Consider the following 25,804-nt stretch of genomic DNA (forward strand, 5'->3'; position numbering starts at 1 on the left):
GGTAAACTCGTCGGCAATGTTTGGCACCGCAACCGGTAAGGTTGTGAAGCTCTGCCTCTTTTCGTTTTCCATGCGCGCTTGGCGCAAACTGACTCTTATCGGAATACCTGACTCATGGCTATCAAGAAGAACGAACTCTACTCCTCCCTCTGGGCTGGCTGCGATGAGCTGCGCGGCGGTATGGATGCCTCCCAGTACAAGGACTATGTGCTGACCCTGCTGTTTGTGAAATACGTCTCCGACAAGGCCAAGGGCAACCCGTACGCCATGATCGAGGTACCAGCCGGGGCGAGTTTTGACGACATGGTGGCGCTCAAGGGCAGCAAGGAGATAGGCGAGGGGATCAACACCATCATCAGTGCGCTGGCGACCGCCAACGATCTGCAAGGGGTGATCACCATTGCCGACTTCAACGACGAGGACAAACTCGGCAAGGGCAAGGAGATGATCGACCGCCTCTCCAAGCTGGTGGCCATCTTCGAGGGGCTGGATCTGTCGGCCAACCGTACCGAAGGGGATGATCTGCTGGGTGATGCCTACGAATACCTGATGCGCCACTTCGCCACCGAGTCGGGCAAGTCCAAGGGGCAGTTCTACACCCCGGCCGAGGTGTCTCGTATTCTGGCCAAGGTGATTGGCATCAGCCGTCAGACCCCGCAAGATGCCACCGTCTACGACCCCACCTGTGGTTCTGGCTCCTTGCTGCTCAAGGCCAGCGACGAGGCTGGCCCCAAGGGACTGAGTATTTACGGACAGGAGATGGACAACGCCACCAGTGCGCTGGCGCGGATGAACATGATCCTGCACGACAATCCCACCGCAGCAATCTGGAAGGGTAACACCCTGGCCGCGCCCCAATGGAAGGAGGGCAACAACCAGCTCAAGACCTTCGACTTCGCCGTGGCCAACCCGCCCTTCTCCAACAAGAACTGGACCAGCGGTCTCGATGCCGAACACGACGAGTTCGGCCGCTTTGTCTGGGGCGTGCCGCCAGAGAAAAACGGCGATTACGCCTTCTTGCTGCACATCATCAAGAGCCTGAAGAGCACCGGCAAGGGTGCCGTTATCCTGCCCCATGGTGTGCTGTTTCGCGGCAATGCCGAGGCGCGTATCCGCGAGAACCTGCTGAAGCAAGGCTATATCAAGGGGATCATCGGTCTGCCTGCCAACCTCTTCTACGGCACCGGTATTCCCGCCTGCATCATCGTCATCGACAAAGAGAGCGCCCACACCCGCGCCTTCAATGGATTGGCTGACCATGACCATGAGCAAGGGCTGTTTATGATTGATGCCAGCAAAGGCTTTATTAAAGATGGCAACAAGAACCGGCTGCGCGAGCAGGACATCCACAAGATTGTCGATACCTTCACCCGTGGCCTGATGCTGGAGGGTTACAGCCGCTGGGTACCGCTCAATGAAATCGCCAGCAACGACTACAACCTCAATATCCCGCGCTATATCGATGGTAGCGAAGGGGAAGATCTGCACGATCTGGCCGGTCACCTGCAAGGGGGGATCCCCGAGCGCGATATCGCGGCACTTGGCCCCTACTGGCGGGTATTCCCGACCCTCAAGGCCACCCTGTTTGCCCCGCTGCGACCCGGTTACAGTGAGGCGCGAGTAGCCGCCGCCAAGGTCAAGGGCACCATACTGGCCTGTGAGGAGTTTGCCCGCTTCAAACAGGCGGCGCTGGCTCCGTTTGATAAGTGGTTTAGCGAGTGTCAGTTCGGCGAGTTTGCCAAGGGCGACTCGCCCAAGGCGTTGATTGACGAGGTAAGTGAAGCGCTGCTTGAGCACTACCGCGTGAGCGCCGAGGCGACCGGTGAGCTGCTCGACCCCTACGCCATCTATCAGCTGCTGATGGACTACTGGCAGAACCAACTGCAAGACGATCTTTATGTGCTCTCTCAGGATGGCTGGTCAGCGGGTCGGGTACTGCGCGAGCTGATTGCCGACAAGGGAGAAAAGATCAAAGAGAGCCCGGATCTGGTGATTGGCAAGGCCAAGTACAAGGCGGAGCTGATCCCGCCCGCCTTGCTGGTGGCCCGCTTCTTTGCCAATGAACAAAAAGAGCTCGATACCCTGCAAGCCGCGCTGGATGAGGCCAGTCAGGCTCTGGAGAGCTTTATCGAGGAACAGAGCGGGGAAGAGGGCGGACTGGTCGAAGCGATGAACGACAAGGATAAGGTGACCGCCGCCAGCGTCAAGGCGCGCATCAAGCTCGCCACCGACAAGGAGGAGCTGGCTGTACTCAAGCAGGCGCAGCAGCTGTTCGACGCCGAAACCCGCGCCAAGAAGACCCACAAGGAGGCCAGCGAATCCCTCGATAAAGCGGTGTTTGCCCACTACCCCAAACTGCAGGATGGCGAGATTAAAACCCTGCTGGTGGAAGATAAATGGCAGGCGAGCCTGCGTACGGCGCTGGAAGCCGAGATTGAGCGGGTTACCCAGCAACTGGCGAATCGGGTCAAGGAGTTGGAGGAGCGCTATAGCAGCTCCCTGCCACAACTCACCCAAAACGTCAGCGAGCTGGAGGCAAAGGTGGCAGCCCATCTAAAGGCCATGGGGCTGGAGTGGGCATAATGGCAGATCAGATGATGCAGCATAAAGCAGATGAATTGGCCGCCAAGCAAACTATTCCGGCAGGCTATAAGCAGACCGAGGTGGGAATCATCCCGAATGATTGGGGAGTTAAATGCTTAGGTGAACTAGTTGAAATATCTAGTGGTGAGAGTCCATCTAAGTTCACATTTAATTTATCTGGAATTCCATATTTCAAGGTGGAGCAACTAAATAATGGTTTGGTATATGCTGAATCAACACCTTATTTTATCGATTCTAGAAAGAAAATAACTTCAGGGAGTTTGATTTTTCCAAAAAGAGGTGCGTCAATCTTATTGAATAAGATTCGAGTTCTTAAGTATGATTCATATATGGATACAAACTTAATGACGCTGACTTGTTCGTCAGAGTTGAATGAATTTTATCTTTATAATCAGCTGATTTATAAAGAGCTGAGTTCAGTTGCAGATACGACCTCTATCCCTCAAATTAATAATAAGCATATAGTTCCCTACACAATCCCTTATCCGGACAAAGCCGAACAAATAGCTATAGCTACGGTTCTTTCCGATAGTGATGCACTGATTGTTGGCTTGGAACAGCTGATCGCCAAGAAACAAGCCATCAAGACAGCCGCCATGCAGCAACTGCTGACCGGCCGTACCCGCCTGCCGCAATTCGCCCTACGCTCCGACGGCACCTCAAAAGGTTATAAATCCAGCGAACAGGGGAAAATCCCGGAGGATTGGGAGTCATACTCTGTTAGGGATATAGTTCAGCGAACACAACTCGGTGGAAACTATGAAAATACAGAGACTGCTACAAACTATCCATTAATTAAGATGGGTAATTTAGGTCGAGGCTTTATTAGTTTAGATAAAATTGAGTTTATATCTGGCGTGCCATTATCTAAAGATCGTCTTTTCTTTGGTGATGTTTTATTTAACACGAGAAATACGCTGAACTTGGTGGGTAAAATTGCAGTCTGGAGAAATGAATTTGATGAGGCGTATTTTAATTCAAATATTTTGAGGTTTGACTTTAACAAGGATTTGGTTGCGGATCACTTTTTTATGAATTATGCCATGAATACCAAGGAATTCATAACTCAGCTATCAGGGATCGCTACTGGAACAACAAGTGTCGCGGCAATATATACTAGGGATTTGTTTTCATTGAAAATTGCTATGCCGGGAAAAAAAGAACAAACCGCCATCGCCACCATCCTTTCCGATATGGATAGCGAGCTCACTGCGCTGGAACAGAAGCTGGCCAAGGCCCGTGATGTGAAGCAGGGAATGATGCAGCAGTTGTTGACCGGCCGTATCCGCCTGCCGCTACCGCAGGAGGCGTGATGGAGAACATCAACAATCAGGTGCGGTCGGTACGCCAGTTGCTGGCCATTCCCCAACTGGCCATCCCAAGCTATCAGCGACCTTACCGCTGGGGCGCCAAGAATATCTCGGATCTCTTCACCGATCTGGCGACCCATCAGGACAAGAGCGCCTACCGGCTGGGCTCGGTGGTGTTTCATCAGCACACCGATAGTGAGCAGGGCGAGATGCTTGATATCGTCGATGGTCAGCAACGTACCCTGACCCTGATGTTGACTGTCAAGGCGCTGATCGAGGTGCTGGATGGCGAAACTCGCAGTGGCAAAGAGAAGAGTATCCGGTTTCAACGTCAGGATCTGCGTGAGCAATTGCAGACCTTGCGTGGACCTATCGATGCGTTTATGCAGCGCCAGCGCTTCCCCAGCCGGGATTCGGAGTACAACCTCAGACGCAATTATCTGGAACTGCGTCGGCTGGTGGCCCGCCCTGAATTTGACGAGCAGCAAATCGACTTTCTGCTCAACCGCTGTCAGGTAGTCTGCTTTGTGCTGCAGGATATCTCGGAGGCGTTCCAGTTCTTCGATTCGCAAAATGCCCGGGGACGCGATCTGGCCCCCCACGATTTGCTCAAGGCATTCCACCTGCGCGAGTTTGCCGGTCATGAGGCCAACCTCAAGGCCGAGGCGGTCGCCCATTGGGAGCGCCTGCCAAGCGACGAGCTGGCCAATCTATTCGCCCTCTATCTCTATCGGGTACGCCAGTGGGCCGAAGGGAAGTCGGCTCGCTACTTTGGCAAGGGGGAGGTTGATCTCTTCAAGGGGGTCAACCTCGACCGGGTAGGGCACTTCCCCTACGTGGAGTCGCTGCGCATCGCCCACCACTTTGTCGATGAGTACAACGGCCAGTACCAGCGCAAGATAGACGGCCAGCGGATGACGTTTCCCTTTCATCTCGACCAGATGATCATCAATGGCCGGCGCTTTTTCGAGATGGCCGAGTACTACCAGACGCGGGTCGCCGCCATCGTGGCCGAGGAGTCTGACTCCGGCAAGACGCAATCTGCCACCCTGCTCGGCGAAACGCTGACGCCGATGGCCAGCAAGGTGCTCTCGACCTTGGGCAGCTACGAGCGCCGCCACCGCACCGGGGATCGTTATGTGAGGGCCATGTTCGACTGCTCCCTGATCTTCTATATCGACAAGTTCGGCAGCCAGGGGCTGTCACTGGCCATCGAGAAGTGCTTTATCTGGGCCTATCGCTGCCGCATTCGCCAGCAGGTGGTGCAACTGGCGACCATGGATAACTACGTGCTGGAGCACAATCTGGTCCGTGCCATTCGTGATGCCCGTCTGCCGGGAGACCTGCACGGCTTCCCTTTGCCGAGCATGAGCAGTCGAGAGAACAAGAACAATCGCAACGGCGCCGAAGATGAACTGGTCGGGCTGTTTCGGGAGATGAAATATTATGAGTGATGCAGGCGTTTGCCCCTTTTCCATCCGTGCACTGCTCGAAGACAGCGCCCGCTATCTGGTGCCCATGTACCAGCGCAACTATGCCTGGGGCGAGGGAGAGATCACCCAGCTGTTGCAGGATGTGCTGGATTATCAGCAAAAATTGGTCAGTGGTAAGGGGCCGCAAACCTACTATATCGGTACCCTGGTGGTGTTTGCCCGGGACGATGGCAGTTTCGAGGTAATCGATGGCCAGCAGCGCTTTACTACCCTCTCTCTGCTGGCCAATTGGCTCAAACACTACGCGAAAGATGCAGTGGATTTAAGCTGGTATCGTGCTATCAACCTCGCTTTTGAAAGTCGTCCGATATCGAGCCATACCTTCGAGCGCTTATGGCAGGGGGTGGCACCCCACGACTTGCGGGGAAGTGCCTTCAATGAAGGTCTGGTGAACGGTTTTGAACTGATTGGCAAGGCAATGGCGGATCTTGGTTTGGTGGGGGCTAAACTGACAGCCTTTTGTGACTACCTCTTCACGCATGTGCAGATCTCTCGTATTGAGGTACCCAAAGATACCGATCTTAATCACTTCTTCGAGGCGATGAACAATCGCGGCGAGCAGCTGGAAAAGCATGAAGTGATCAAAGCGCGGCTGATGGAGACGCTAAACCAGATACCCGAGGAAGAGCATCGTCGCCAAAGTATTCATATCCTGACCCGGGTATGGGATGCCTGCGCCAATATGGAACGCTATATCCAGTACGGTTTTACCCCAGAGGAGCGTCATCGCCTGTTCGGTGAGAAAGACTGGGGTCAGTTTGTTCCCCGGGATTTTGCCCATCTACTTGATCTGCTGGCACCCTCTTATTGCCCCCCTTCTGCAGATAAAAGCGATGATGATGTGATTGACGCCAGCCAGGGGCGCACCTTGTTGGCCATTTTGCAGGATGACAATCTCGATGGAGAGCAGAAGGTGGAGGAGGAGAGTGCAGGCTCCGAGCGCTTTAATAGCGTCATCAACTTCTCCAACTTTTTGCTCCATGTGCTGCGACTCGTTAGCCGCGACCCCATGAATACAGAAGGGGTGCCGCTCGATGATAAACAACTGGTCGATCAGTTTGAGCTGCGGGTGATCGGGCAGACTGACCCGGTAGCGGCAGTTCAACGTTTTATCTATGGCCTGGTAAAGAGCAAGTATCTGTTTGATCACTTCATCATCAAACGCGAATTTTACGATCGTAAAGATGGCTGGAGTTTGAAACGACTTCGTGGGTACTCAAAAGGCGATACCCAAAAAATCCATACCGTTGGCTACCTCAATACCTTCGATGAGAACGAAGGCGGGTTTGATGGTGTGAACCGGCGGATCTTGATGTTGCTATCGGCGTTTCATGTGTCGACCCCGACCCAGGTTTACAAACACTGGCTCAATGGTGCTCTGCGATATCTGTTCGACAATTGTCACCCTGAGCAACCGGTGGAGGCTGGGGCTTATCTGTCCTATCTGGAGAGTCAGGCTCGCCGCTTTGTCTTCCAGCGCTTTTTGGCGCCTGGTGAAGGGGCTTCCTATTACCAGATGCTCTTTGGTGATCATGTTTTGTTGCCCCACGCCGAGGTCAACGATCATTGGTGTGAAGCGATTAAATCCAAACTTACCTATGGCCAAATCGCGAACAACTTTGTTTTCAACTTCCTCGACTATCTGCTGTGGGTGCTGTCTCACAATCAAGATAGAAGGCACGATTGGGAGGTGTTTCACCGTTTCGAATTTACGTTTCGAAGTTCAGTGGAGCATTTTGCTCCTCAGCACCCTATTCATAATGCGCACGAGGTTGAGAATGAGTCACTCCATTCGTTTGGCAACCTTTGCCTTATCAGTCACAGCAAGAACTCGCGCCTGAGTAACTTCCAGCCCCAACAGAAGCAGGAGCACTTTGAAGCGAGCCTTGCCAACAACCAGATTGATAGCCTCAAGTTGCTCGCCATGATCCGTTTGATGAAAGAGAAAGGTCGCTGGCAGGAAACCGAGATCGCAGAACACCAGGAGCAGATGCTGGCCGTGCTGGCTACAGAGGCTGCCAAGATGAGGGAACAACCATGAGTACGGTTGGACAACGTGAACGAGCTACCCAGCAGCGAGTCGTCCGTTTTTTTAGCGAGACGCTGGGCTATCGCTATTTGGGTAACTGGCATACCCGCCCCAACAATCGCAATGTCGAACCTGCTCTGCTGACGGACTGGTTGATGGGCCGTGGTGTGGATATTGCGCTCATTCCCCGAGTCCTGCGCCAGCTGGAGCGGGCGGCCAGCCTGGGGGAGGGGCGTCAGCTCTATGATGCCAATAAAGAGGTCTACCGCCTGTTGCGCTATGGCGTGAAGGAGAAGATCGGGGCAGGTGAGCAGAATCAAACCGTCTGGTTGGTGGATTGGGCCAATCCAGAGGCTAACGACTTTGCCATCGCCGAGGAGGTGACGGTCGCTGGGGAGAATACCAAGCGGCCGGATCTGGTGCTCTACGTTAACGGTATTGCGCTAGGGGTGATCGAGCTCAAGCGATCCACCGTCTCTATCGGTGAAGGGATCCGGCAAAACCTCGATAACCAGAAACAGGATTTCATTCGCAACTTTTTCACCACCCAGCAGTTGCTCATGGCAGGCAACGACAGCCAGGGCCTGCGGTACGGCACCATCGAAACCCCTGAGAAATATTATCTGGAGTGGAAAGAGGCCGGCTCTTCGCAGGATGGAAATCCGTTGGATCGCCACCTGGCCCAGCTCTGCGAGAAGGGGCGCTTTCTTGAGTTAATTCACAACTTTATTGTCTTCGATAGTGGGGTTAAGAAAACCTGTCGCCATAACCAGTATTTCGGGATCACGGCAGCCAAGCGGTTTATTGAACGTCATGAGGGCGGGATCATCTGGCATACCCAGGGCAGCGGTAAAAGCCTGACCATGGTGTGGCTGGCCAAGTGGGTCCGAGAGAATGTCGCTGACAGTCGGGTCTTGATCATCACTGACCGTACCGAACTCGATGAGCAGATAGAGAAGGTATTTGCCGGGGTTGAAGAGGAGATCCTGCGTACCAAGAGTGGGGCCGATCTGGTTCGCCGTCTTAACGAGGCACACCCTTGGCTGCTTTGTTCTTTGGTACACAAATTTGGCCGACACACGGAAGAAGAAGATGAGACGGCTGAGCGAGATGACGATGAATTTATCGCCGAGCTCAAAGCCAGCCTGCCGGCTGATTTTGCGGCCAAAGGCAAACTCTTCGTGTTTGTGGATGAGTGCCACCGTACCCAGTCGGGCAAGTTGCATGGGGCCATGAAGAGCATATTGCCCGAGGGACTTTTTATTGGCTTCACCGGCACACCCCTGATGAAGAAGGATAAGAAGAAGTCGGTGGAGGTGTTTGGACCCTTCATTCACACCTACAAGTTTGACGAGGCTGTGAGCGATGGGGTGGTGCTGGACTTGCGTTATGAGGCCCGCGACATTGACCAACGGGTCAAGTCCCAGGCCAAGGTGGATGAATGGTTCGAGGTGAAGACCAAGGCGCTCTCCCGACTTGGTCGCCAGCAGTTAAAAGAGAAGTGGGCTTCGATGCAGAAGCTGCTCTCGAGCCGCTCACGACTTGAGCAGATCGTGGCCGATATCCTGCTCGATTTTGATCGTAAACAGCGCCTGGCGGATGGCCGTGGCAATGCCATGTTGGTGTGCGCCAGCGTTTATCAGGCTTGCAAAAGCTATGAGCTGTTCAGTCAGGCGGGATTTGCAGATAAGTGTGCCATCATCACCAGCTATCAACCCAATGCCAGTAACATCAAAGGACAGACGACCGGTGCGGGGTTGACCGAAAAGCTGGCGAAATACCATATCTATCGCAAGATGCTGGCGAACTTTTTCGGCCAGAGCGAGGATGAGGCCGGCAAGCGGGTGGAGGAGTTTGAGAAAACGGTCAAACAGCGCTTTATCAAGGAGCCTGGTCGGATGCGGCTGCTGATTGTCGTGGACAAGCTGTTGACCGGTTTCGATGCGCCGTCGGCGACCTACCTTTACATCGATAAAAAGATGGCCGATCACAACCTTTTTCAGGCTATCTGTCGGGTCAACCGGCTCGATGGTGCCGATAAGGAGTATGGCTATATCGTCGATTACAAGGACCTGTTTCGCTCTCTTGAGAAGACCGTCAAGGATTATACCGCCGAGGCCTTTGAAGGCTATGACAAGGATGATGTGGCTGGGTTGCTGAAAGATCGCTTGGCACAAGGGAAGCAAGACCTTGACGATGCCCTGGAGGCGGTGCGAACGCTATGCGAACCGGTCAAGGCACCCCGCGAAGAGTTGGATTATCAGCACTACTTCTGCTGTGCTCCGGGGGCAGACGAAGATGAACTGCTCGACAAGGAGGCGCTGCGTCTAACCCTCTATCAATACGTCGCCAAGCTTATCCGTGCGTTCACCGCGCTGGCGGGGGAGATGGAAGAGGCCGGTTATAGCGCGAGCCAGGCCGCCATAATCCGCCGTGAGGTGGAGCACTACAGCAAAGTGCGCGACATGATCAAAGTAGCCAGTAGTGATCACGTCGATATGAAGCAGTTCGAACCGGCAATGCGGCAGATGCTGGATCTCTATATCGATGCAGACCCCAGTGAAACCCTGATGGACTTTGAAGAATTGGGATTGTTGGAGCTGATCATCGAGCGGGGTGCTGAAGGGCTTGAGGGGGCACCCGAGGGGCTGCGTAAAGACCCCGAGGCCATGGCTGAGGCGATTGAAAACAACGTGCGACGGACCATCGTCGACGAGAATCCGGTTAACCCCAAGTACTACGAAAAGATGTCGGTGCTGCTCGATGAGCTGATTGAGCTGCGGCGCTCCCAGGCTATCTCTTACCAGGAATATCTGGAGAAAGTGCGAGAGCTGGCTATGAAGGTGAAACGTCCAGCCAGTGGGGGGGCAGAAACCTATCCTGGAAGTGTCGATACCTCAGCCAAGCGCGCGCTCTATGACAATTTGGGCCGCGATGAAGTGCTGGTGACCAAGATCGATACTGCCGTCAGATATACCAAAAAGGCGGACTGGCTCGGTGATCGCTTCAAAGAGCGGGAGGTTGCCTTTGCTATTGCCGAAGAGATCAAAGAGTACAATGTGACCGTCGCGGATGTGATGACCCTGGTAAAAGCCCAGCCGGAGTACCATTGATGGCGTTGGTTACCTTTGGTGAGCTGACTGTCGAGTTGCAGCGCAAGGGCATCAAAAACCTGCACATCAATGTATTGCCTCCTGATGGACGGGTGCGCGTATCCGCGCCTGCTTCTTTGTCAGATACCGCCATTCGGGTTGCAGTGGTGCGAAGACTGGCCTGGATCCGACAGCAGCAGGCCGCATTTGCCGCACAACCGCGCCAGAGCGAGCGCAAGATGTGTAGCGGAGAGACCCATTATCTTTGGGGACGAGGCTACCGGCTGGATGTGATCCCGACCGATGGTGACCATAGTGTCAAGTTACAGGGGGGCTGGATCCGTATGCGGGTGCCTGCACACTATGACGCAGACCGCCGCGAGGTGTTGCTCCTTGAGTGGTACCGCCAGTTGCTACGCCAGCGCTTGCCAGATCTTATCGCCAAGTGGCAGGAGGCGTTAAAGGTGTCACCTTCCTTTGTGGGTATCAAACGCATGAAGACCATGTGGGGTAGCTGCAAAACAGAAACTGCTCGCATCTGGATCAACCTCGAGTTGGTCAAGAATCCCCCTGAATGCCTGGAGTTTATTGTTGTTCACGAGATGGTGCATCTGTTAGAGCGAAAACATAACCTGCGATTTATCTCCCTGATGGATTTGCACTTGCCAAATTGGAGGGAGCACCGAGAGAAGCTGAACAAAATGCCGCTGGCGTTTAATCGGTGGGGGTATTAAATGTTTCTTTATGATCCATCGCAGTTTATCGAATGGCTTGGTTTTCCTTCACAAGGGGGATTTTTCAGGAAAATATCTACTTCTCCGCGCATAAATAAAGACAAGCTGCATCCTCCATGTGCCAAAACACTAAACAAGTATTTTTTATCATCAGGGGATGAGTGCCACAGTACTCAGTCAGAAAAATTCATCAAAAGATTGAAGGATATCTCAGTAGCTAGGGGGGTTAGTGCTGATTTTTTTGATACGCCATCTGAACCCATACTAATATCGCAATTTGCGATTCGTGTGAAATGGCCAAGCATCTTCAAAGGCCTTCAAATCACAGGTTATTACCCACAAACGTGTGCGCAAGCAGAATGTTTCCTATATGAATTGCAGATTTTATTGGATAGCCTAGATGGTCTTCGTGGGAGAAGTCGAGCCAAGAAAGTTTTAGAGAACGACTGGCTGAGAGCTAGTCTAATGGAGTTGAATGTAGAGTTGCGATTAAATGATAGCGATTATAACATGGGGCCTGAACAAAACAGGGTCCTGTTTAGAACTCTACATTATTTCAATGTATATCTTTTTATTAAGATGCTAGCGGCGTTTGATGCTGATTTTAACCGCCATGTGTCGATGGAACACAAACAATCGATATTTCTTAAAATGATGCCCACATCCCCACTAGATAAGTGGGTGCCTCATAGGTCTGGATTGTTCGAACCTCTTCTGAAACGTTTTGTATCCAAGTCAATAGGCTATCAGGCTTTTGCCAAGTACGCGGGTTGCAATGAAGATTCTATCGCAACCAGTTTACGTCAGTTTTATGCAAGAAAACGAAATCTAAAATTTAAAACGGTTAGAGAATGGTTACGTGGAGCGCTTGAAGAGTTAGCCAAGACAGAATATTTTGATGTCGAGGAAGTTCTTCACTATTGTGAGCCGATGTGGGGCATAGCGGATATATTATCTGGATGGATTCATGTAACTGGTGATCCAGAACTGGATCATGAGGTTGTTACATGTTTTAGCCATTACAATCGATTTTATAATGAAGCTATAGGCAGCAGGGAGCCATAGGCTCCCTGAAAAAGTCATTCATCATCTTCATCATCAGGGCGCTCATCGTAGCCCCGACTCTGCCAGTAGGCATCGTGCTCGGGGTTTAATTGACGCGAGCGGTTATCGTCGTCATCTTTTTTAGACATGTGATTTCCTTACTTTTTAGTTTCCGGTTTTGGCGGGGTGACTGCAGCGGTTTTTTGTGCACGAGCGGTGAAACTGTCTTTACTAACACCACCTCCGTTACTCCGCGCTTCAGCACTATGGATACGAGATACGGCTTCTGTGGTCATTGGTTTTTTGCTGTTGCTCATCATAGATCTCCTTGTCATCTCCAGTGGATGTACTGGATAGCGACAATGTATGAAAAATGAAGCCATCTAACAGGGGGCAAAAAATGGAAATTTCTGTAGGGTATGGTGCAGAGGGGGGGATGTCGAAATGTTGTGGTCGATAAAACTGACCCCGTTTTCAGTCTGTATTCACCAATTATCGGCTGCTTTACTCCTGAGTAGCCAAGTTGAATAGGTCTGTATATTATAATTACCAGAATTAGATATTGATGGAATCGTTGTTTTCATTATATTTCAGATGCAGACTTATTCAATTCCCACTCTGGGCAACAATACGTAATTTATTGGTTTTTTGCCAGCAGCTAAAATTCATAGCCATATCACTTACCTTAATCAAACAATCAAACAATCAAACAATCAAACAATCAAATAATCAAATAATCAAATAATCAAATATATCATCACAGTGTGACACAAAGTGAGATAATATATGTGATCACTCAGCATTCATCTTGTTTAATATGGTTTTCTATATAGGTCGTATTTCATTTTGAAATACAGGGGTGTAAATGAAGGTCAGAATGAAAAGGTATAATTCTTGAGCATCTACAAGATAGCGTCGAAGGCATACATGAAATGCATAATAAGCCACCCTTTGGTTGGGATTCGATTGGGTGCAAAAAGGGCGGCTTGGTTATAATTAATGGTATCCCATTGTACTATCTTGGAACAAGATGCTGAGATGAGTATGGAGGGGTTAGTTATTGCATACCCAGTCGCTTTATCTTCATAATTTGATGGTTTTTCTGAGTTGTCTGTATGGTGAACAGGCTCAGCAAGTCGTTGGGTATAAGTGTCTGCCACCATATGGCAGCGCCAAATGTTCATTGCCATATAGTGGCACGGATTTTTGACATTGAGATAATAGTTTCATTAGCTTAAGGCCTTGTTTTATAAAACGCCATTCTTTAATGATTAGGGTTTGTGTACATGATAAAACCATAACGATTTGCATGAAAAAATCTGGGGAATTTTTCGATAAAAATTGCCATAATATGGCAATAGACCCTTCATATGCCATCAAGCAAGGCTTGGAATTAACCTGTATGAAGAATGGTGTTTTAATGGTGCTAGCTTAGTTTGTGGATGTTACATCGCTACGTAACATCTTGCCCATAATTGGGGACAAGATCTTCTTGTTGATATTTATTGGCTGGGAGTCCGGTTAGACTGTTTTTTCGATGGCCTGTGACAACGGAATATTACTACCTTTGCTTAATGCTAATGATTTTATCAAGTTCGAGTTAAGGTTATATTTTAGGATATGTGCTATAGACCTTAGTAATTGAGAAAGTATCGTTTGGCGTTAAATTTATTTCCCAACGCAGTATTGTGCTTGACGGCCCACGCTTGATTTCTTCGTAGTGTTGTTGCCAAAATCAACCTGTCAGTTATGACTTTCTCTGACCATGTTGACCGCAGCACTCGTGGCTTTCTTGTCGACACTGACCTTGGTACAGATACTGATCTGGCGAACAGAGAGGTCAGCCTCCAACCGCAGTCGCAGCACTTCACGAATTTTACGCATTGCAATCCTCTTGACAGATATAGGCTCTTCCCTTGCAAAAGGGAGAACGTATCAAAGGTTGTTAAATCAATGCGTTAATGATGATTCCGGTGAATGTGAACAGTGATTCCGGGATGTAGAACACTGTTTCCGGAAAGGAGGAGCAAAGTGTTCAGGTTGAACCGGAATTGGTGTTCATGATCGGCCGGAATATGCAGTGGTGTGGCGATATCACCTACATCTGGGCAGGTGGTCACTGGCATTACCTAGCAGCGGTTCTTGACCTGCATAACCGGCGGGTTGTGGGGTGGGCAATGTCAGATAAACCAGATGTCGAGCTGGCCGTGAAAGCACTTGAGATGGCGTATCAGCAACGAGGTTGTCCATCAGGCGTGCTGTTTCACTCTGACCAGGGCAGCCAAGTATGGCCGCCGTGCATTTCGGCAACGACTGTGGCGCTATCGTATGACCCAGAGCGTGAGCCGATGTGGCAACTGTTGGGACAATGCGCCGATGGCGCGGTTGTTCAGGAGCTTGAAGACGGAGTGGCTTCCGGCGACGGGTTACATGAGTCTGCGGGAAGCTAAACGGGATATCAGCCACTACCTGATGGATTACTACAACTGGCAGTGTCCACATCAATACAATGGTGGAATACCGCCAGCACAAGCCGAGACTCGGCCTAACCAAATGTCCGGATTTAGTTGACCACTACATACACAACTCAAAATATAATGGCTCTATCGCGTTAGACGCCATGCGCTTTAGCCCTGTCAGGGAGCTAAATTTTTCCAGATGTCATAGCCGATATATGCCAGCGTTGAGGTAGAAAATAGGGCAAAAATGATGACAACGTAGCGGAATCCCCTCTGACTTGCGGCAATTTGCGCCTCCAGATGGCTCTTTTGCTCGCTCACCGCCTCGGTCAACGCCCGCAGGCTGGTTTGCAGATACTCAATAGCCTGGGTTGGCGGGATCAAATGCTGCGCCAGTGCAGCCTGGACGTCGGTGGACAGCGTTTCAAGGCCGCTTAACACTTCCCGCCGCTCGCTTTCTAGCCGTTCAGCCAACCGCTGGTCACGCTCTCGCGTCGACCGTTGCTCGCAGGCATTGTCGACGCTGGCGTCCTCCAGGGATTGGTTAACCGCCAGCAGTTGCTGCGACAGGGCCTCAGCGCCGTCGATAACCGTTTGCTGATACCGCTGGATTGCATCACTTTGCTGTCCAAGCACCTCTGACAGTTTTTCAAAGACCTCACCGGTCGCGGCTTTCAGCTGGCTATCATAGTGCGCCGATTGTTGGATAAGTGCGGCGCTCATATCCTGTTTTTTTTCTTCGACCTGAGTCGAAATAAACTCCCGCAGCTTGCTTATCGTCCCAGGAATATCGTCATCTTGCAGCTCACGTAACGATCTTTTCAGCGGAGTAATGATTTCTTCGGTGTTTGTGCCTACCGCATTAATGGCGTAAGTGATTTCCTCAACCTTATCTTTGGTGTCCAGAACCTCTTCATGGAGTTTTTTTAATGAACTATCAAGGGGGGTGAGCGGCTCCTTAAGTATTTTTACCATTAACTCGGCGAGCGTTTTTTCTTTGTTTTTTATTTCACTGGTCACGTTCATGTCTTATCCAGAATACTTTTCAGTTAAATTCATTAAATCTTCCCGCTGGTTTTTTAACGCAACGCAGGATAAAATTTGCAATAACGCATCACAATTATCACGCTCCTGAAAAGCCGAATCCAGGTGCGTATTTAATATATTGAGATACTCCTCATCAAGAAAGTGAACAAACTGCTCGCAGCGAGCAAGATCCTCTTGTGATTCAACGGCAATTTTCTTTAACTCGTCTTCGCACGAGGCGACCTGTTGCTCAAGTGATGTCTGCTGCCGCAGGGACTTATTCTGCTCTAACCGCAGCACATCGAGAGTCATCCGTGCTTTGGTGAGTTCGCTTTTGTATTCAGTATGGACGTTCTCTGCGGCAGCCAGCCATCGTGACGTCCACAACCGAATGACTTCTACTTTGGCATTGTCAGCGGCATTGATGACGCTGTTTTTATCAGATGAATAATTCGCCGAACTAAGATAGGTGTCGATCCAATAGTCATTGAGTGTATAGCGAATGGTGCTGAAATTTTCATCAAGAATATCCTGCACAGACTGTCTCGTAGGCTCAACATTCTTGCGGGCCACTTTTTGCCAGTAGATCGTCTTATTTCCCACATCTAACTGGATATTTTTAATTTTAGAGCAGTAGTCGGTGATCATATTGTGTAAAGTCGTACATTTTTCGCTGCTGTAACTTCCCTCCAATTTAAAGTCTGCGGCCTTTTCCGCCGCTTTGTCGATAAGCAGTTGGCTGACAGGTAACGCGTTATCTTTTAATAAAATCTCCGTTTGGTTTATTTTTTGCTGCGTTTGAGTAATAGCGCTTTCCCAAACCGTCAGTTTATCTTTTGTCTCTTGTTGCTGTTTTTTTAGCCCCAATAGTTCTCTTTCGATCGCTGCCGTTTTTTTCTCCTGGATATATTTAACGCTGAGGTGGGTATCTAGGGTGCTTCGCAGCCGTCCGAGTGGGCTGGTCGATGTTGCAATTTGTTCCAACAATTCGCTACGCAAGCGGCTGACCATGGGGGCAACCCGGGCATAAAGGGCAGTATCATTTTCGGCCATACTCAGCCAACTGCAACCAAACTCGAGCGGAAAGTAGAGGTTCCGATCTTTCGCCGCGTCACTCAGGCTGTTAAAGCGTTCAATCTGCTCAATAAGGCGCTGACGTAGCTGCGTGATATCGAAAGCCGGATCGTTGCGAATCAGCGTCTTCACCGACTGGGCTGAGTAGGAATAGGTCGTCACGATGCGAAACCGGTGCGGCATTGCCTGCCAGTCCTCAATACCCGGCAGGGTGATAACCTCCGGCTGCAGGAAGCTCAAATCGTCGCCACGCCCAATCAGCAGGACCAAATCAGCGAAGGGAAGATAGGTCTTCGCCATTTGATTTACATGCTTTTGCTCTTGCATATTGGCGGGATTATCACCAGGCAGATCCAGAATACGCACGCCGGGCGCACCCGAGGTTTGTATCCTGAAAAAACGCCCCGGAATATGCACAATACAGGGGGAATCGACAACCAGTTCCCCCCGTTCCATTTGTTGTCTCAGCTGCGCTAATGCCTGTGCCATCGCGTCGTCAGAGGTAAACCAACGCTTTTTCGATTGCACAGACAATCCCCAGCGAGCGTCCGTTGAACGGCGATACTCCATGGCGGTGGCAGTGGCCGATTTCCCGGCTTCGCGCCCGCCGCGCAGCACCTGCGATAGCGTTGCCATCTGCTGCAGATCGATGCCCATCAGGTCGAGCAGTAAGGTGGTTTTTCCGACCTGTGTCTTACCAAAGATGACCACGTACGGCTCGGCATTGCTTTCCCTGAGCTGTATTCTGTCCTGGACATCAGAACTCAATGTTTTAATCAGCCGATCGTAGGCGCGAAAAGCCCACTCCGACTGCCGTGACTCCAACCGCTGCCAGTAATCGATAATCTTCCCAGACGTCATCTCACTCACCACGGCTGGTGATTAACACTTGCAGACCCGAAGCCGATGAACCCAGCTCAGTGCGCAGGTCGTCGATGAGAGCATTGACATCGGCAATAGCTTTCGCGAGCCGATCTTTGCGCATCAGCATTTCGTCCATGTGATAACGTGCACGTAACGTTTCGCTAATCCGCTTACGCGCCGCGTTCATCGTCTCATCGAACTGATTACGTAAATGCTCAATATGGTGGTCATGAACACTGGCAAGCATGACATGTGCCTGAGTGCTCGCTTTTTTCTCGACGGTGCGCATTCGCGTGACCGCAGCCCCGGTCACGTAGGCCGCCGCCACAACGGCGGTTACCGCAACGGCAGCAGGATGCATCATCACCGGTGCGGGGGGAAGAGGTGAACCCGCCGGGTCAATGGAAGGCTGATCCTGGCCAAAAAGCGCGCCGAGGATATCAGAATCGCCGTCGCTTACCGCGTCAATCGCCAGCACCGCCGCCAGCGACTTTATTGCCGTCTTGCCAAGATCAACCCCTGCGTTGAGGGTTTGAACCCCTTCAGCAGCGATGTTACCTGCGAATGTCTCGCCGTCGTCCTGATCAAGCGTGACGTAGGGCCGCAGGTCTTTACAAATCTCAGGCATGGCGTACACAAGGCGGGTGTACTCCAGCGAAAGCACCGGGATCAATTCCACGCTTTTCCTGAACTGTTTATTCACCACCGTGGTGTTTTGCACATTCGACGTGGGGCCAGGGTTTAGCAACATTTTGATATTGTTTACTTTTTCTTCATTCAATTGTTCGTGCTGCACGGGCTGCCCGGCGCTATTCATATAGCCAAGTGCTACCAGCTTCTCCAGCTTCGGTGGTGCAGGCAAGGTTGGGCGATCGTTGCCGTTTGGTATGGGCTTGAGTTTCGCCGCAGTCAGTTGTTGCAAGCTGTTCACATAGTCGTCGAAGAAATCCGCTGATGCGTCCTGCCATGAATCCTTAACAAGTTGCTGCAATTTGCCTTTTGTTTCACTGGTGGTATCAAATGCATTCAATACCCAGTTGGCAAATCCCTCATGCTCTTTGACCAGCCTGAAGTCCATTTGCTTCTTCGCCTCTTCAAAGGTTTTAGCGATGCACGTTTTCACCTTTTTGGTGTGCTCTTCCCGCAGTTCCTGCGCGGCGCCGTCAAATACTTCCAGGGCTTCGGCTAGCACCTGGCTGCCATCGTCCTGGCCGCCTTTATCACTGTGGTAATACAGACGTGACTGGGTGCGGATCATATTCATGACGCGCGGCAGATCCTTACTGACGATCTCGGTAAGATGGGTTAACTGGAGATAACGGTTGGTTTGTCCGGAAAAGTTAAGGTCGTCAATGGCCCGGCGCAGGTGCGGCATCCATTCTGTTATGTATTCCGGATCGTCGGTGCCGGTTAAAATAATGTTTTTATCTGTATACTCGGCAGCGACATTGAATGTTTCAGCCGCGCTTTTTCTTAATTCAGCTTGCCGTTGAGGATTATGGCAATACGCTTCTGTCTTGGAGATTACAATATAAGGTTTACAATTCTTAAGCTCTTTTTCCAGCATATCTTTGACGATTTCGAGCTGCTGCTGGTTTGCCAGTCGCGTTTCGTCGGTCACGATGATACAGCCGCCTGCCGCGATCATCGCCTGACGCATCAGTTCCTGCCATTCACGATTCTCACGCTCTTGTTTTTCATAGCCAGGCAGCAGTAACCAGGCCTGGTTATTGCGGGTAAAATAACGCTGCGGTACTTTCAATACCGGCAGTAAATCCCCAGCATCAGGATCACAGACCGCGCGCTGAAACTCGTTGACGTCGACGCTGACATCCTCCAGCGTCAAATCAATTCCAGTTTCTACCAGACGGCGGACATAACCCTGCGCCACTTTAGTCTCACGACTCTCGAGGATCAGTACCGGCATTTTCTCGCCGCGTCCTTCATTACTGCGTAACCAGCCGCTACTGTCATGATGTAGGTCATACAGGCTCGCCATCAGCGTCGTTTTACCCGCTCCTTGCGAGCCGCCTATCGCTACAATCCAGGTATCGGCGAGCACCTCAGCAAGCAGCAGTCGTCGCATGACCTCAAGTAATTTTTCATCAAGCTCCTCGCCGTCAAGTGCGGAACATGCCCCACGTAAACGACGCAAAGCATTATTCAGCGCCTTGAGCTGGATTTCAGGTGATTCCATTGTCATTTGTTATCCTCGGCAGGTATTAAAATTTCGAAACCTGATTTTATCAGGCTCTGTCGCGTTAGGCTTGCGAACATCGAGGCAAGTTTCGCGCATCCAGGGGGCGGATTGGAAAACGGAAATTATCCTACGCTAAGCCTGTTTTTTTGAGAAGGCATGAGTCGGCGTGGCAACTGCTGGGATAACACCCTGATGGAGTTGTTGTTCAGAAGCCTGAAGTTAAAGTGGCTCCCGGCAACGGGATACATTAGCCCGCTGGAAGCGAAACGGGATATCAGTGGATTTGACCCCATAGATCCAGACACTTTTTCCCGCTTAGGGTTGTGATACCCGACTGCGCAGAAATTCCCGAGGTGAACGGTATCCCAAGGCGCTGTGCGGGTGGTGTTCGTTATAATGCTCAAACGCGATGGCCAAGTTGCCTACCGCTGTTCGGCTATCTGGTTTCGGCATAATCTCGATATAGTCTCGCTTCATCGTCTTGACGAAGCTCTCCGCTATACCGTTGCTCTGTGGGCTTCTCACCGCAGTCGTTCTGGGCTCCAATCCGATTTCTCGTGCAAACGCGCGGGTCTCATGGGCGCGATACGCCGAGCCATTATCAGTCAGCCACTCCACCGGTGATGCCGGCAACGAATCCCCGAAGCGTCGTTCGACAGACCTCAGCATGACATCTTGCACCGTGTCACTGTCGTACCCCCCGGTACTGGCAGCCCAGTCCAAGGTTTCCCTGTCACAGCAGTCCATAGCGAACGTGACTCGTAGTTTTTCACCATTATCGCAGCGAAACTCGAAGCCATCTGAGCACCAACGTCGATTGCTCTCTTTGACGGCAACACGCCCCTTATGTGCCCGCTGGGTCAATGGTGCAGCCGGTTTTCTTTCCAGCAGCAGGCCATGATCGCGCATGACGCGATATACCCGTTTGGCGTTTACCACAGGCTGTCGTGTTGCCTCTGACTGACGCCGTAACAGCGCCCAGACTCGGCGATAGCCATAGGAGGGAAGCTCAGCCATCGCCTCCATGATCCGGCCAAGTAAGGCTGCATCATCATGCTGGCGATGATGACGACCATCTTGCCAACCTGGTTTTCGATAAACACGAACGGATAGCTGCGCACGCGATACATTAAGGGCCTGGCTCACAGCACTTAATCGTCGTCCCCCGGCAACAAGGGCGAATGCGCAATCCATTTTTTTGCTCGACCATACTCCACGGCTTCTTTGAGGATCTCGTTCTCCATGGTCTTCTTCCCGAGCAGACGCTGGAGCTCTCGGATCTGCTTGATGGCAGCAGCCAACTCGGAGGCTGGAACAACATCCTCACCGGCGGTGATCGCCGTGAGAGACCCTTCCTGGAATTGCTTACGCCATTTGAAAAGCTGGTTGGCGTTGACGTCGTGCAAGCGAGCGACATGAGAGACGGTCATTCCGGGCTCAAAGGTCTGCTGCACGATGGAGATCTTTTCCTGCGGAGTCCGGCGTCGACGGCGCTCAGCCCCTGTTAACACTTCGACCATCTTCTCGTTGCGACTAGTACTGAACATAGTTCCAAGACTACCTCTTAAGTTAAGAGGGGCGAAGTGTCTGGATCTTCAAGGGGCCAATCTAATCAGTTACTACCTGATGGATTACTACAACTGGCGGCGCCCACATCAACACAATGACGGGATGCCGCCAGCCAAAGCTGAAGATCTGCCTAACCAAGTGTCCGGATTTAGTTGACCACTACACACCAACTTCTGCCTGAAAATGTGACATGTGAATTTATACACCCTTAAAAGGATCGAACACCCTCTGTATACTGGTTCCAGTAGACGCTTGTTTGGTTATCGGCAAGTTAAGTTATAGCGACACGTAGTTGTTCGTGAGTGGCACATCAATGATGAAGTTATTTTGCGATTTCTCTGTCTGAGTTTTCAAAAAAGGTAATCGAATGTCTCAAGAGACCATGATGACAGTGACCGATGCTATTCTTGGCTCCGGAAGCTACTTATTGCAGGACATCAAGTCGTTATCTGCACCTGCCTTGGCACAAATCCCATTATTGCTACCTAATCTGCGCTTGATGCGGGTTGAAGAGATCAATGATGAAAAAACCAGTACCTATCGTAATGCATTGGCGAATGTTTATGCGACTCTGGAGTATGAGCAGGGAATTCAGTTTGTTTATCTGCTGGATTGCAGCTTGGACGGTGTCTCACTCTATTTTGGCGTAAGCCAGTTACAGCAGAATGCCGACGGCCATGAGGCGTTAAAGAACTTCAGAGGCGCACTGGAGGGTCAATTACCAGGCATCAATCTATCCAGTCTCGCTAACCACGATAGCCTTATTGAATGTCTACAACAGAGTCGTTACCAAGGGGTCGTGCTCGGTATACCAACGGGACATTCTGAAGAACAAGGCCAGCAAGAAGACGATTTTCAAGGGATAGAACGACTGGTGCGTACGCTGCTGGTCGGCAGCAAGTCTGATACCCAGAATTCGTCTCGTTGGCAGATGGCGGTAGTCACCCAGCCGCTGACCCGCGATATGGCACGTGCCTATCTGGACGGTGCTTATGATCTTGCCAGCGAACTCTCTCTATTGGTTAAAACCAGCGTGCAGGCAGGTAGCAATAATAGTGAGCAGAAAGGGGTGAGTACTAGCGTTGGAACGACGGAGGGCACCAATACGGGGCGCACCGATACCAAAGGTAAAAGTGAAGGTGCATCTGATACGAGAACTTACGGTAAAAATAGCGGTTCAAACTCATCTTCTAGTTCTTCGGGTACCAATAGTAGCAAAGCAGAAGGCAAAAACTGGGGTAGCAATACCAGCGTAGCCGAGTCAAAAGGCAGCAGCTTGTCTTCCTCGCAAAACGAGTCGCACAGCCTGAATTACACTTCAGGTAATAACCTTGGGGTGACGAAAGAGGTCACCGACAAACGCGCTCAGCATCTGTTGGACCATATCGAAAAGTCCTTGATCCCTCGCTTACAAAAAGGGGTGACCAAGGGGTTGTTTGGTTCATCTATCTATGTGGCTGCGGATACCGCCTCAACCTATCGTCGCCTAAAAAACACACTGTGTGCGACCTATCAAGGGGGGGAAATCACAGTCAGTCCGCTAGAGGTGCTTGATCTGAAGGCTGCCAGTGCAGCACAGATACTACAATTGCCGCACTTGGCAGAGGATATCGATCCTAAAGCGGCGCTGTTTCACAGCGTGAATGGAAGCAAATCGACACCATTTGGTAACCTGCTGACCACAGATGAACTGGCGCTGATTGCCGGTTTGCCACATCATGAATTGCCGGGTCTGCGGCGGCGTAAAACGGTGGAATTCATCGTCGACCTGCCTCGTATCAATGCGAGTGACGCCCTCGACCTAGGCGAAGTGATCGACCGGGGGCGTAGACAACGCACCAACCGTGTGAGCCTTAACAAGGCCGATTTTAACAAGCATATCTTTGTCACCGGGGTTACTGGGGCGGGTAAAACCACAACCTGTTTAAACCTGCTGATTGAGTCGGCATTGCCTTTCCTGGTGATCGAGCCCGCCAAGACAGAGTACCGGGCGCTGCATCAATATATGCCGGGCCAGGTTGATTACTACCGCCCGAATGGTGACGAGCACCGTTGCCTGCGGCTCAACCCCTTTGCATTGGTTCATCCGAAACAGAAAATCAAAAGCCATGCCTCTTTTTTGCGCAATGTTTTTGCCGCAGTTTTCCCGATGGAGGCCTCCATGCCCTATCTGGTTGAGCAAGCCATTTTGCGCGCCTATGAGGAGAAAGGGTGGGATCTGTCCGATAACAGCTGTCTGTTGGGAGACAATCCGTTTGATCCCGCCCTGCGTGCCTGGCCGACCATGAGTGACATGATCCGTCAACTCGATACGCTGATCCCGGAACAGGGGATGGGCAAAGAGTTTGAAGAAAAGTATCGCGGTTCGCTGGTGTCACGGCTGACCAGTCTGACCCACGGCGTACTGGGCGATATTCTCGACGTGCCGCAATCCCTCGATTTTGATGCCTTGTTGACCCGTAACGTAGTGGTCGAACTGGAGGAGATTAAAGATGGTGAGGGCAAGGCGCTGATGATGGCTCTGTTGCTCGGGTCCATCAGCGAGGCGATACGCTATCGGCATGGTAAAAATAGCGCCTTCCGCCACCTGACGCTGGTCGAAGAGGCGCACCGTCTATTATCGCGTCCGGAGCCTGGTGACAAGGCTCGCGCCATGGCGGTCGATGCATTCTCCGACCTGTTGGCTGAAGTGCGTAAATATGGTGAAGGCTTGATCATCGCGGATCAGATCCCGGCCAAGCTGGTGCCCGATGTCATCAAGAATACCCACACCAAGATCGTCCATCGCCTGTTTGCCGAAGATGATCGCCGCGCCATGGGGGAGGCGATGATGATGGATGATGATCAACGCGACTATCTGCCCAATCTTGCCACCGGCGAAGCCGTCATTTTCTGCGGCGGTTGGCATGGCCCGACCCACGCGATGATCCGTGCCGACCTAGCCCAGACTGATGGGCGGCCACTATCTGATGAGGATGTAGAAACACTTGCGATTGACCTGCTATGGCGTGAGCGAACCAGATATTACCCAGGTTTGACATGCCTGGGTTGGTTGAACCGTGAGGAAGACAAGGTACTTTTTGCCGACTTTGCGCGATCAACGCGCAAGGCGTTCCAACTGCTGCTCTCTGTGAATCCGAAGGTGATGACAGCTGGGAAACAGATGCCTCTCCAGCAGCAATATAAGGCTAGGGCGTTCAAGCAATGGCTCGAATATTGGCAACCTCTGGCCATCAACCGCCCTGTCACTGACGAACAGTGGGATAAGTGGGGGCAGTGCGCCAAACCGGGTCAACCATTGACCGCCATGATGCTAGCGGTGATGCGAGATGCTAATCCCCTTGTCCGCACCAACGCCAAGATCGAGATGCCTTGGCCTTTCCCCTTCAATGAGATGGCGCTCTGGTGCGCTGCTCTTGATGAGTTGTTTGAACTGCTTGCCAAAAGTAATACGGATGATTTTGTGACCCAGCTGAACAAAACCTCTTCGCGTGACTTGAGCAAGGTGCTTGATGTTCTTCGCTTCTATCAGTAATCAGCCTTAAAAGGAAAATCGTATGGGATTCTTTGGTTTTGTATGTGGTGCTGTGAGTGCGTGTGTCTCTGTGGTCAGTAGCTTGGGAAGTGCGCTCTCCTCGTTTGCCAACGGTATAAGCGCAGTGATTGGTGCTATCAGCAGCGCCTTACCGAAATTGGGTGAGGCTCTTGGTCAGTTTGCCAACGCTTTGCTGAAGGGGCTGGGTATCCTCAAGCCTGATGAAGATATCGAGGAGCAAGGGGAAAGAGCCTTGCAGGCGGCAGAGCAGGGGATCACGGCCGATAAATTCGACGACTTTGATGACTATGTGGCGGCCCTGCGCAGCTTTGAGCTCGATCCGGATAAAGCGGACAAGCGTAGCCGTGCAGAAAAGCTGTCTGCAGGCATCGGCATTGGCACTGTTGCACTTGAGAAAAAGTTTGAGCTGGAACAGGGCTCCCTCAATGGCATCTGGTTATTGCCGCTTGCCAACCCGGAATATTTTACCGCCGCACGGGTGGGGGATCTGGTGAGTGGTGGAAAATTTAGCGGGGATATCCATGCCTATCTGGAGCGTCGTCTCAGCGTGGGTGAGGGGCATCGCTTCGAAACCGCACTGGCAAACTCCGCTGGTATGGGGGAGAAGCAGAGCTTGTTCCAGGCTCTCGATAAAGCCTGTGACAACTGGACAGACATCCAGGCACAGTTGTCCCAGAAACTGGAAAGGTAGGGGGAAACGATGGGATTTTGGTCATCAGTATCATCCTCTATTGGGACAGTATCTGTCTC

At 51.4% G+C, this 25,804-nt stretch carries 15 protein-coding genes and 2 pseudogenes; 11 read left to right on the forward strand and 6 right to left on the reverse strand.

Annotation, left to right across the window (positions count from 1 at the left end):
* Positions 1–114 precede the first annotated feature (114 nt).
* From AC3WR3_RS02080 to AC3WR3_RS02110, 7 genes are read left to right on the forward strand one after another with little or no spacing between them, the layout of a single operon-like run.
* Positions 115–2,583 carry a type I restriction-modification system subunit M gene (locus AC3WR3_RS02080; protein WP_492291024.1) on the forward strand — a complete coding sequence of 823 codons (2,469 nt, stop codon included), beginning with the start codon at positions 115–117 and terminating at the stop codon, positions 2,581–2,583.
* Positions 2,583–3,917, forward strand: coding sequence for a restriction endonuclease subunit S (locus AC3WR3_RS02085; RefSeq protein ID WP_492291025.1), 1,335 nt, complete (start codon positions 2,583–2,585; stop codon positions 3,915–3,917). The genes AC3WR3_RS02080 and AC3WR3_RS02085 overlap by 1 nt, the downstream gene beginning before the upstream one ends.
* Positions 3,917–5,368, forward strand: coding sequence for a DUF262 domain-containing protein (locus AC3WR3_RS02090; protein ID WP_492291026.1), 1,452 nt, complete (start codon positions 3,917–3,919; stop codon positions 5,366–5,368). The genes AC3WR3_RS02085 and AC3WR3_RS02090 overlap by 1 nt, the downstream gene beginning before the upstream one ends.
* Positions 5,361–7,448: a DUF262 domain-containing protein gene (locus AC3WR3_RS02095; RefSeq protein ID WP_492291027.1), complete on the forward strand. Its 2,088-nt coding sequence runs from the start codon at positions 5,361–5,363 to the stop codon at positions 7,446–7,448. Before AC3WR3_RS02090 ends, AC3WR3_RS02095 begins: the two co-directional genes overlap by 8 nt.
* The gene (locus AC3WR3_RS02100) at positions 7,445–10,549 is read left to right on the forward strand and encodes a type I restriction endonuclease subunit R (protein WP_492291028.1); all 3,105 of its coding nucleotides are present in this window, start codon (positions 7,445–7,447) and stop codon (positions 10,547–10,549) included. Before AC3WR3_RS02095 ends, AC3WR3_RS02100 begins: the two co-directional genes overlap by 4 nt.
* The gene (locus AC3WR3_RS02105) at positions 10,549–11,262 is read left to right on the forward strand and encodes a M48 family metallopeptidase (RefSeq protein WP_492291029.1); all 714 of its coding nucleotides are present in this window, start codon (positions 10,549–10,551) and stop codon (positions 11,260–11,262) included. The genes AC3WR3_RS02100 and AC3WR3_RS02105 overlap by 1 nt, the downstream gene beginning before the upstream one ends.
* Positions 11,263–12,327: a hypothetical protein gene (locus AC3WR3_RS02110; protein WP_492291030.1), complete on the forward strand. Its 1,065-nt coding sequence runs from the start codon at positions 11,263–11,265 to the stop codon at positions 12,325–12,327. It begins immediately after the preceding gene.
* 137 nt (positions 12,328–12,464) lie between these two features.
* On the opposite strand, the gene AC3WR3_RS02115 is transcribed toward AC3WR3_RS02110, so the two are convergent.
* Positions 12,465–12,623: a hypothetical protein gene (locus AC3WR3_RS02115; protein WP_162901958.1), complete on the reverse strand. Its 159-nt coding sequence runs from the start codon at positions 12,621–12,623 to the stop codon at positions 12,465–12,467.
* A 1,426-nt stretch (positions 12,624–14,049) separates the two neighbouring features.
* Positions 14,050–14,190, reverse strand: coding sequence for a hypothetical protein (locus AC3WR3_RS02120; RefSeq protein WP_166464545.1), 141 nt, complete (start codon positions 14,188–14,190; stop codon positions 14,050–14,052).
* Positions 14,191–14,378: 188 nt separating this feature from the next.
* Here AC3WR3_RS02120 and AC3WR3_RS02125 point away from each other — a divergent pair.
* Positions 14,379–14,877: pseudogene (locus AC3WR3_RS02125) on the forward strand (IS3 family transposase); the annotation flags it as partial.
* A gap of 65 nt (positions 14,878–14,942) precedes the next feature.
* Here AC3WR3_RS02125 and AC3WR3_RS02130 read toward each other — a convergent pair.
* The 3 genes from AC3WR3_RS02130 to AC3WR3_RS02140 are packed head-to-tail and all read right to left on the reverse strand — an operon-like array spanning position 14,943 to position 19,932.
* Positions 14,943–15,791, reverse strand: a complete 849-nt coding sequence (locus AC3WR3_RS02130; RefSeq protein WP_492291031.1) for a hypothetical protein — start codon at positions 15,789–15,791, stop codon at positions 14,943–14,945.
* 3 nt (positions 15,792–15,794) lie between these two features.
* Positions 15,795–17,726 (reverse strand): hypothetical protein, encoded by a 1,932-nt coding sequence (locus AC3WR3_RS02135; protein WP_492291032.1) that lies wholly within the window; start codon positions 17,724–17,726, stop codon positions 15,795–15,797.
* A 1-nt stretch (position 17,727) separates the two neighbouring features.
* On the reverse strand, positions 17,728–19,932 hold the full coding sequence (locus AC3WR3_RS02140) for a hypothetical protein (protein WP_492291033.1): 2,205 nt from the start codon (positions 19,930–19,932) through the stop codon (positions 17,728–17,730).
* A gap of 147 nt (positions 19,933–20,079) precedes the next feature.
* Here AC3WR3_RS02140 and AC3WR3_RS02145 point away from each other — a divergent pair.
* A pseudogene (locus AC3WR3_RS02145) lies at positions 20,080–20,208 on the forward strand (IS3 family transposase); the annotation flags it as partial.
* A 36-nt stretch (positions 20,209–20,244) separates the two neighbouring features.
* Here the strand turns inward: AC3WR3_RS02145 and AC3WR3_RS02150 are convergent.
* Positions 20,245–21,449, reverse strand: a protein-coding gene (locus AC3WR3_RS02150; RefSeq protein ID WP_492291034.1) for an IS3 family transposase whose coding sequence is annotated in 2 segments (ribosomal slippage) — positions 20,245–21,131 and positions 21,131–21,449 — 1,206 coding nt in all. Because the reading frame shifts where the segments join, the coding sequence is not laid out codon by codon here.
* Positions 21,450–21,865: 416 nt separating this feature from the next.
* Here AC3WR3_RS02150 and AC3WR3_RS02155 point away from each other — a divergent pair.
* Together AC3WR3_RS02155 and AC3WR3_RS02160 are read left to right on the forward strand one after the other, a co-directional pair.
* Positions 21,866–25,033: an ATP-binding protein gene (locus tag AC3WR3_RS02155; protein WP_492291035.1), complete on the forward strand. Its 3,168-nt coding sequence runs from the start codon at positions 21,866–21,868 to the stop codon at positions 25,031–25,033.
* Between the two features lie 22 nt (positions 25,034–25,055).
* Entirely contained in the window at positions 25,056–25,745 is a 690-nt protein-coding gene (locus AC3WR3_RS02160; RefSeq protein ID WP_128318358.1) for a hypothetical protein, read from the forward strand.
* Positions 25,746–25,804 lie beyond the last annotated feature (59 nt).

Source organism: Aeromonas sp. EU05-FHT14A05, assembly GCF_058791175.1.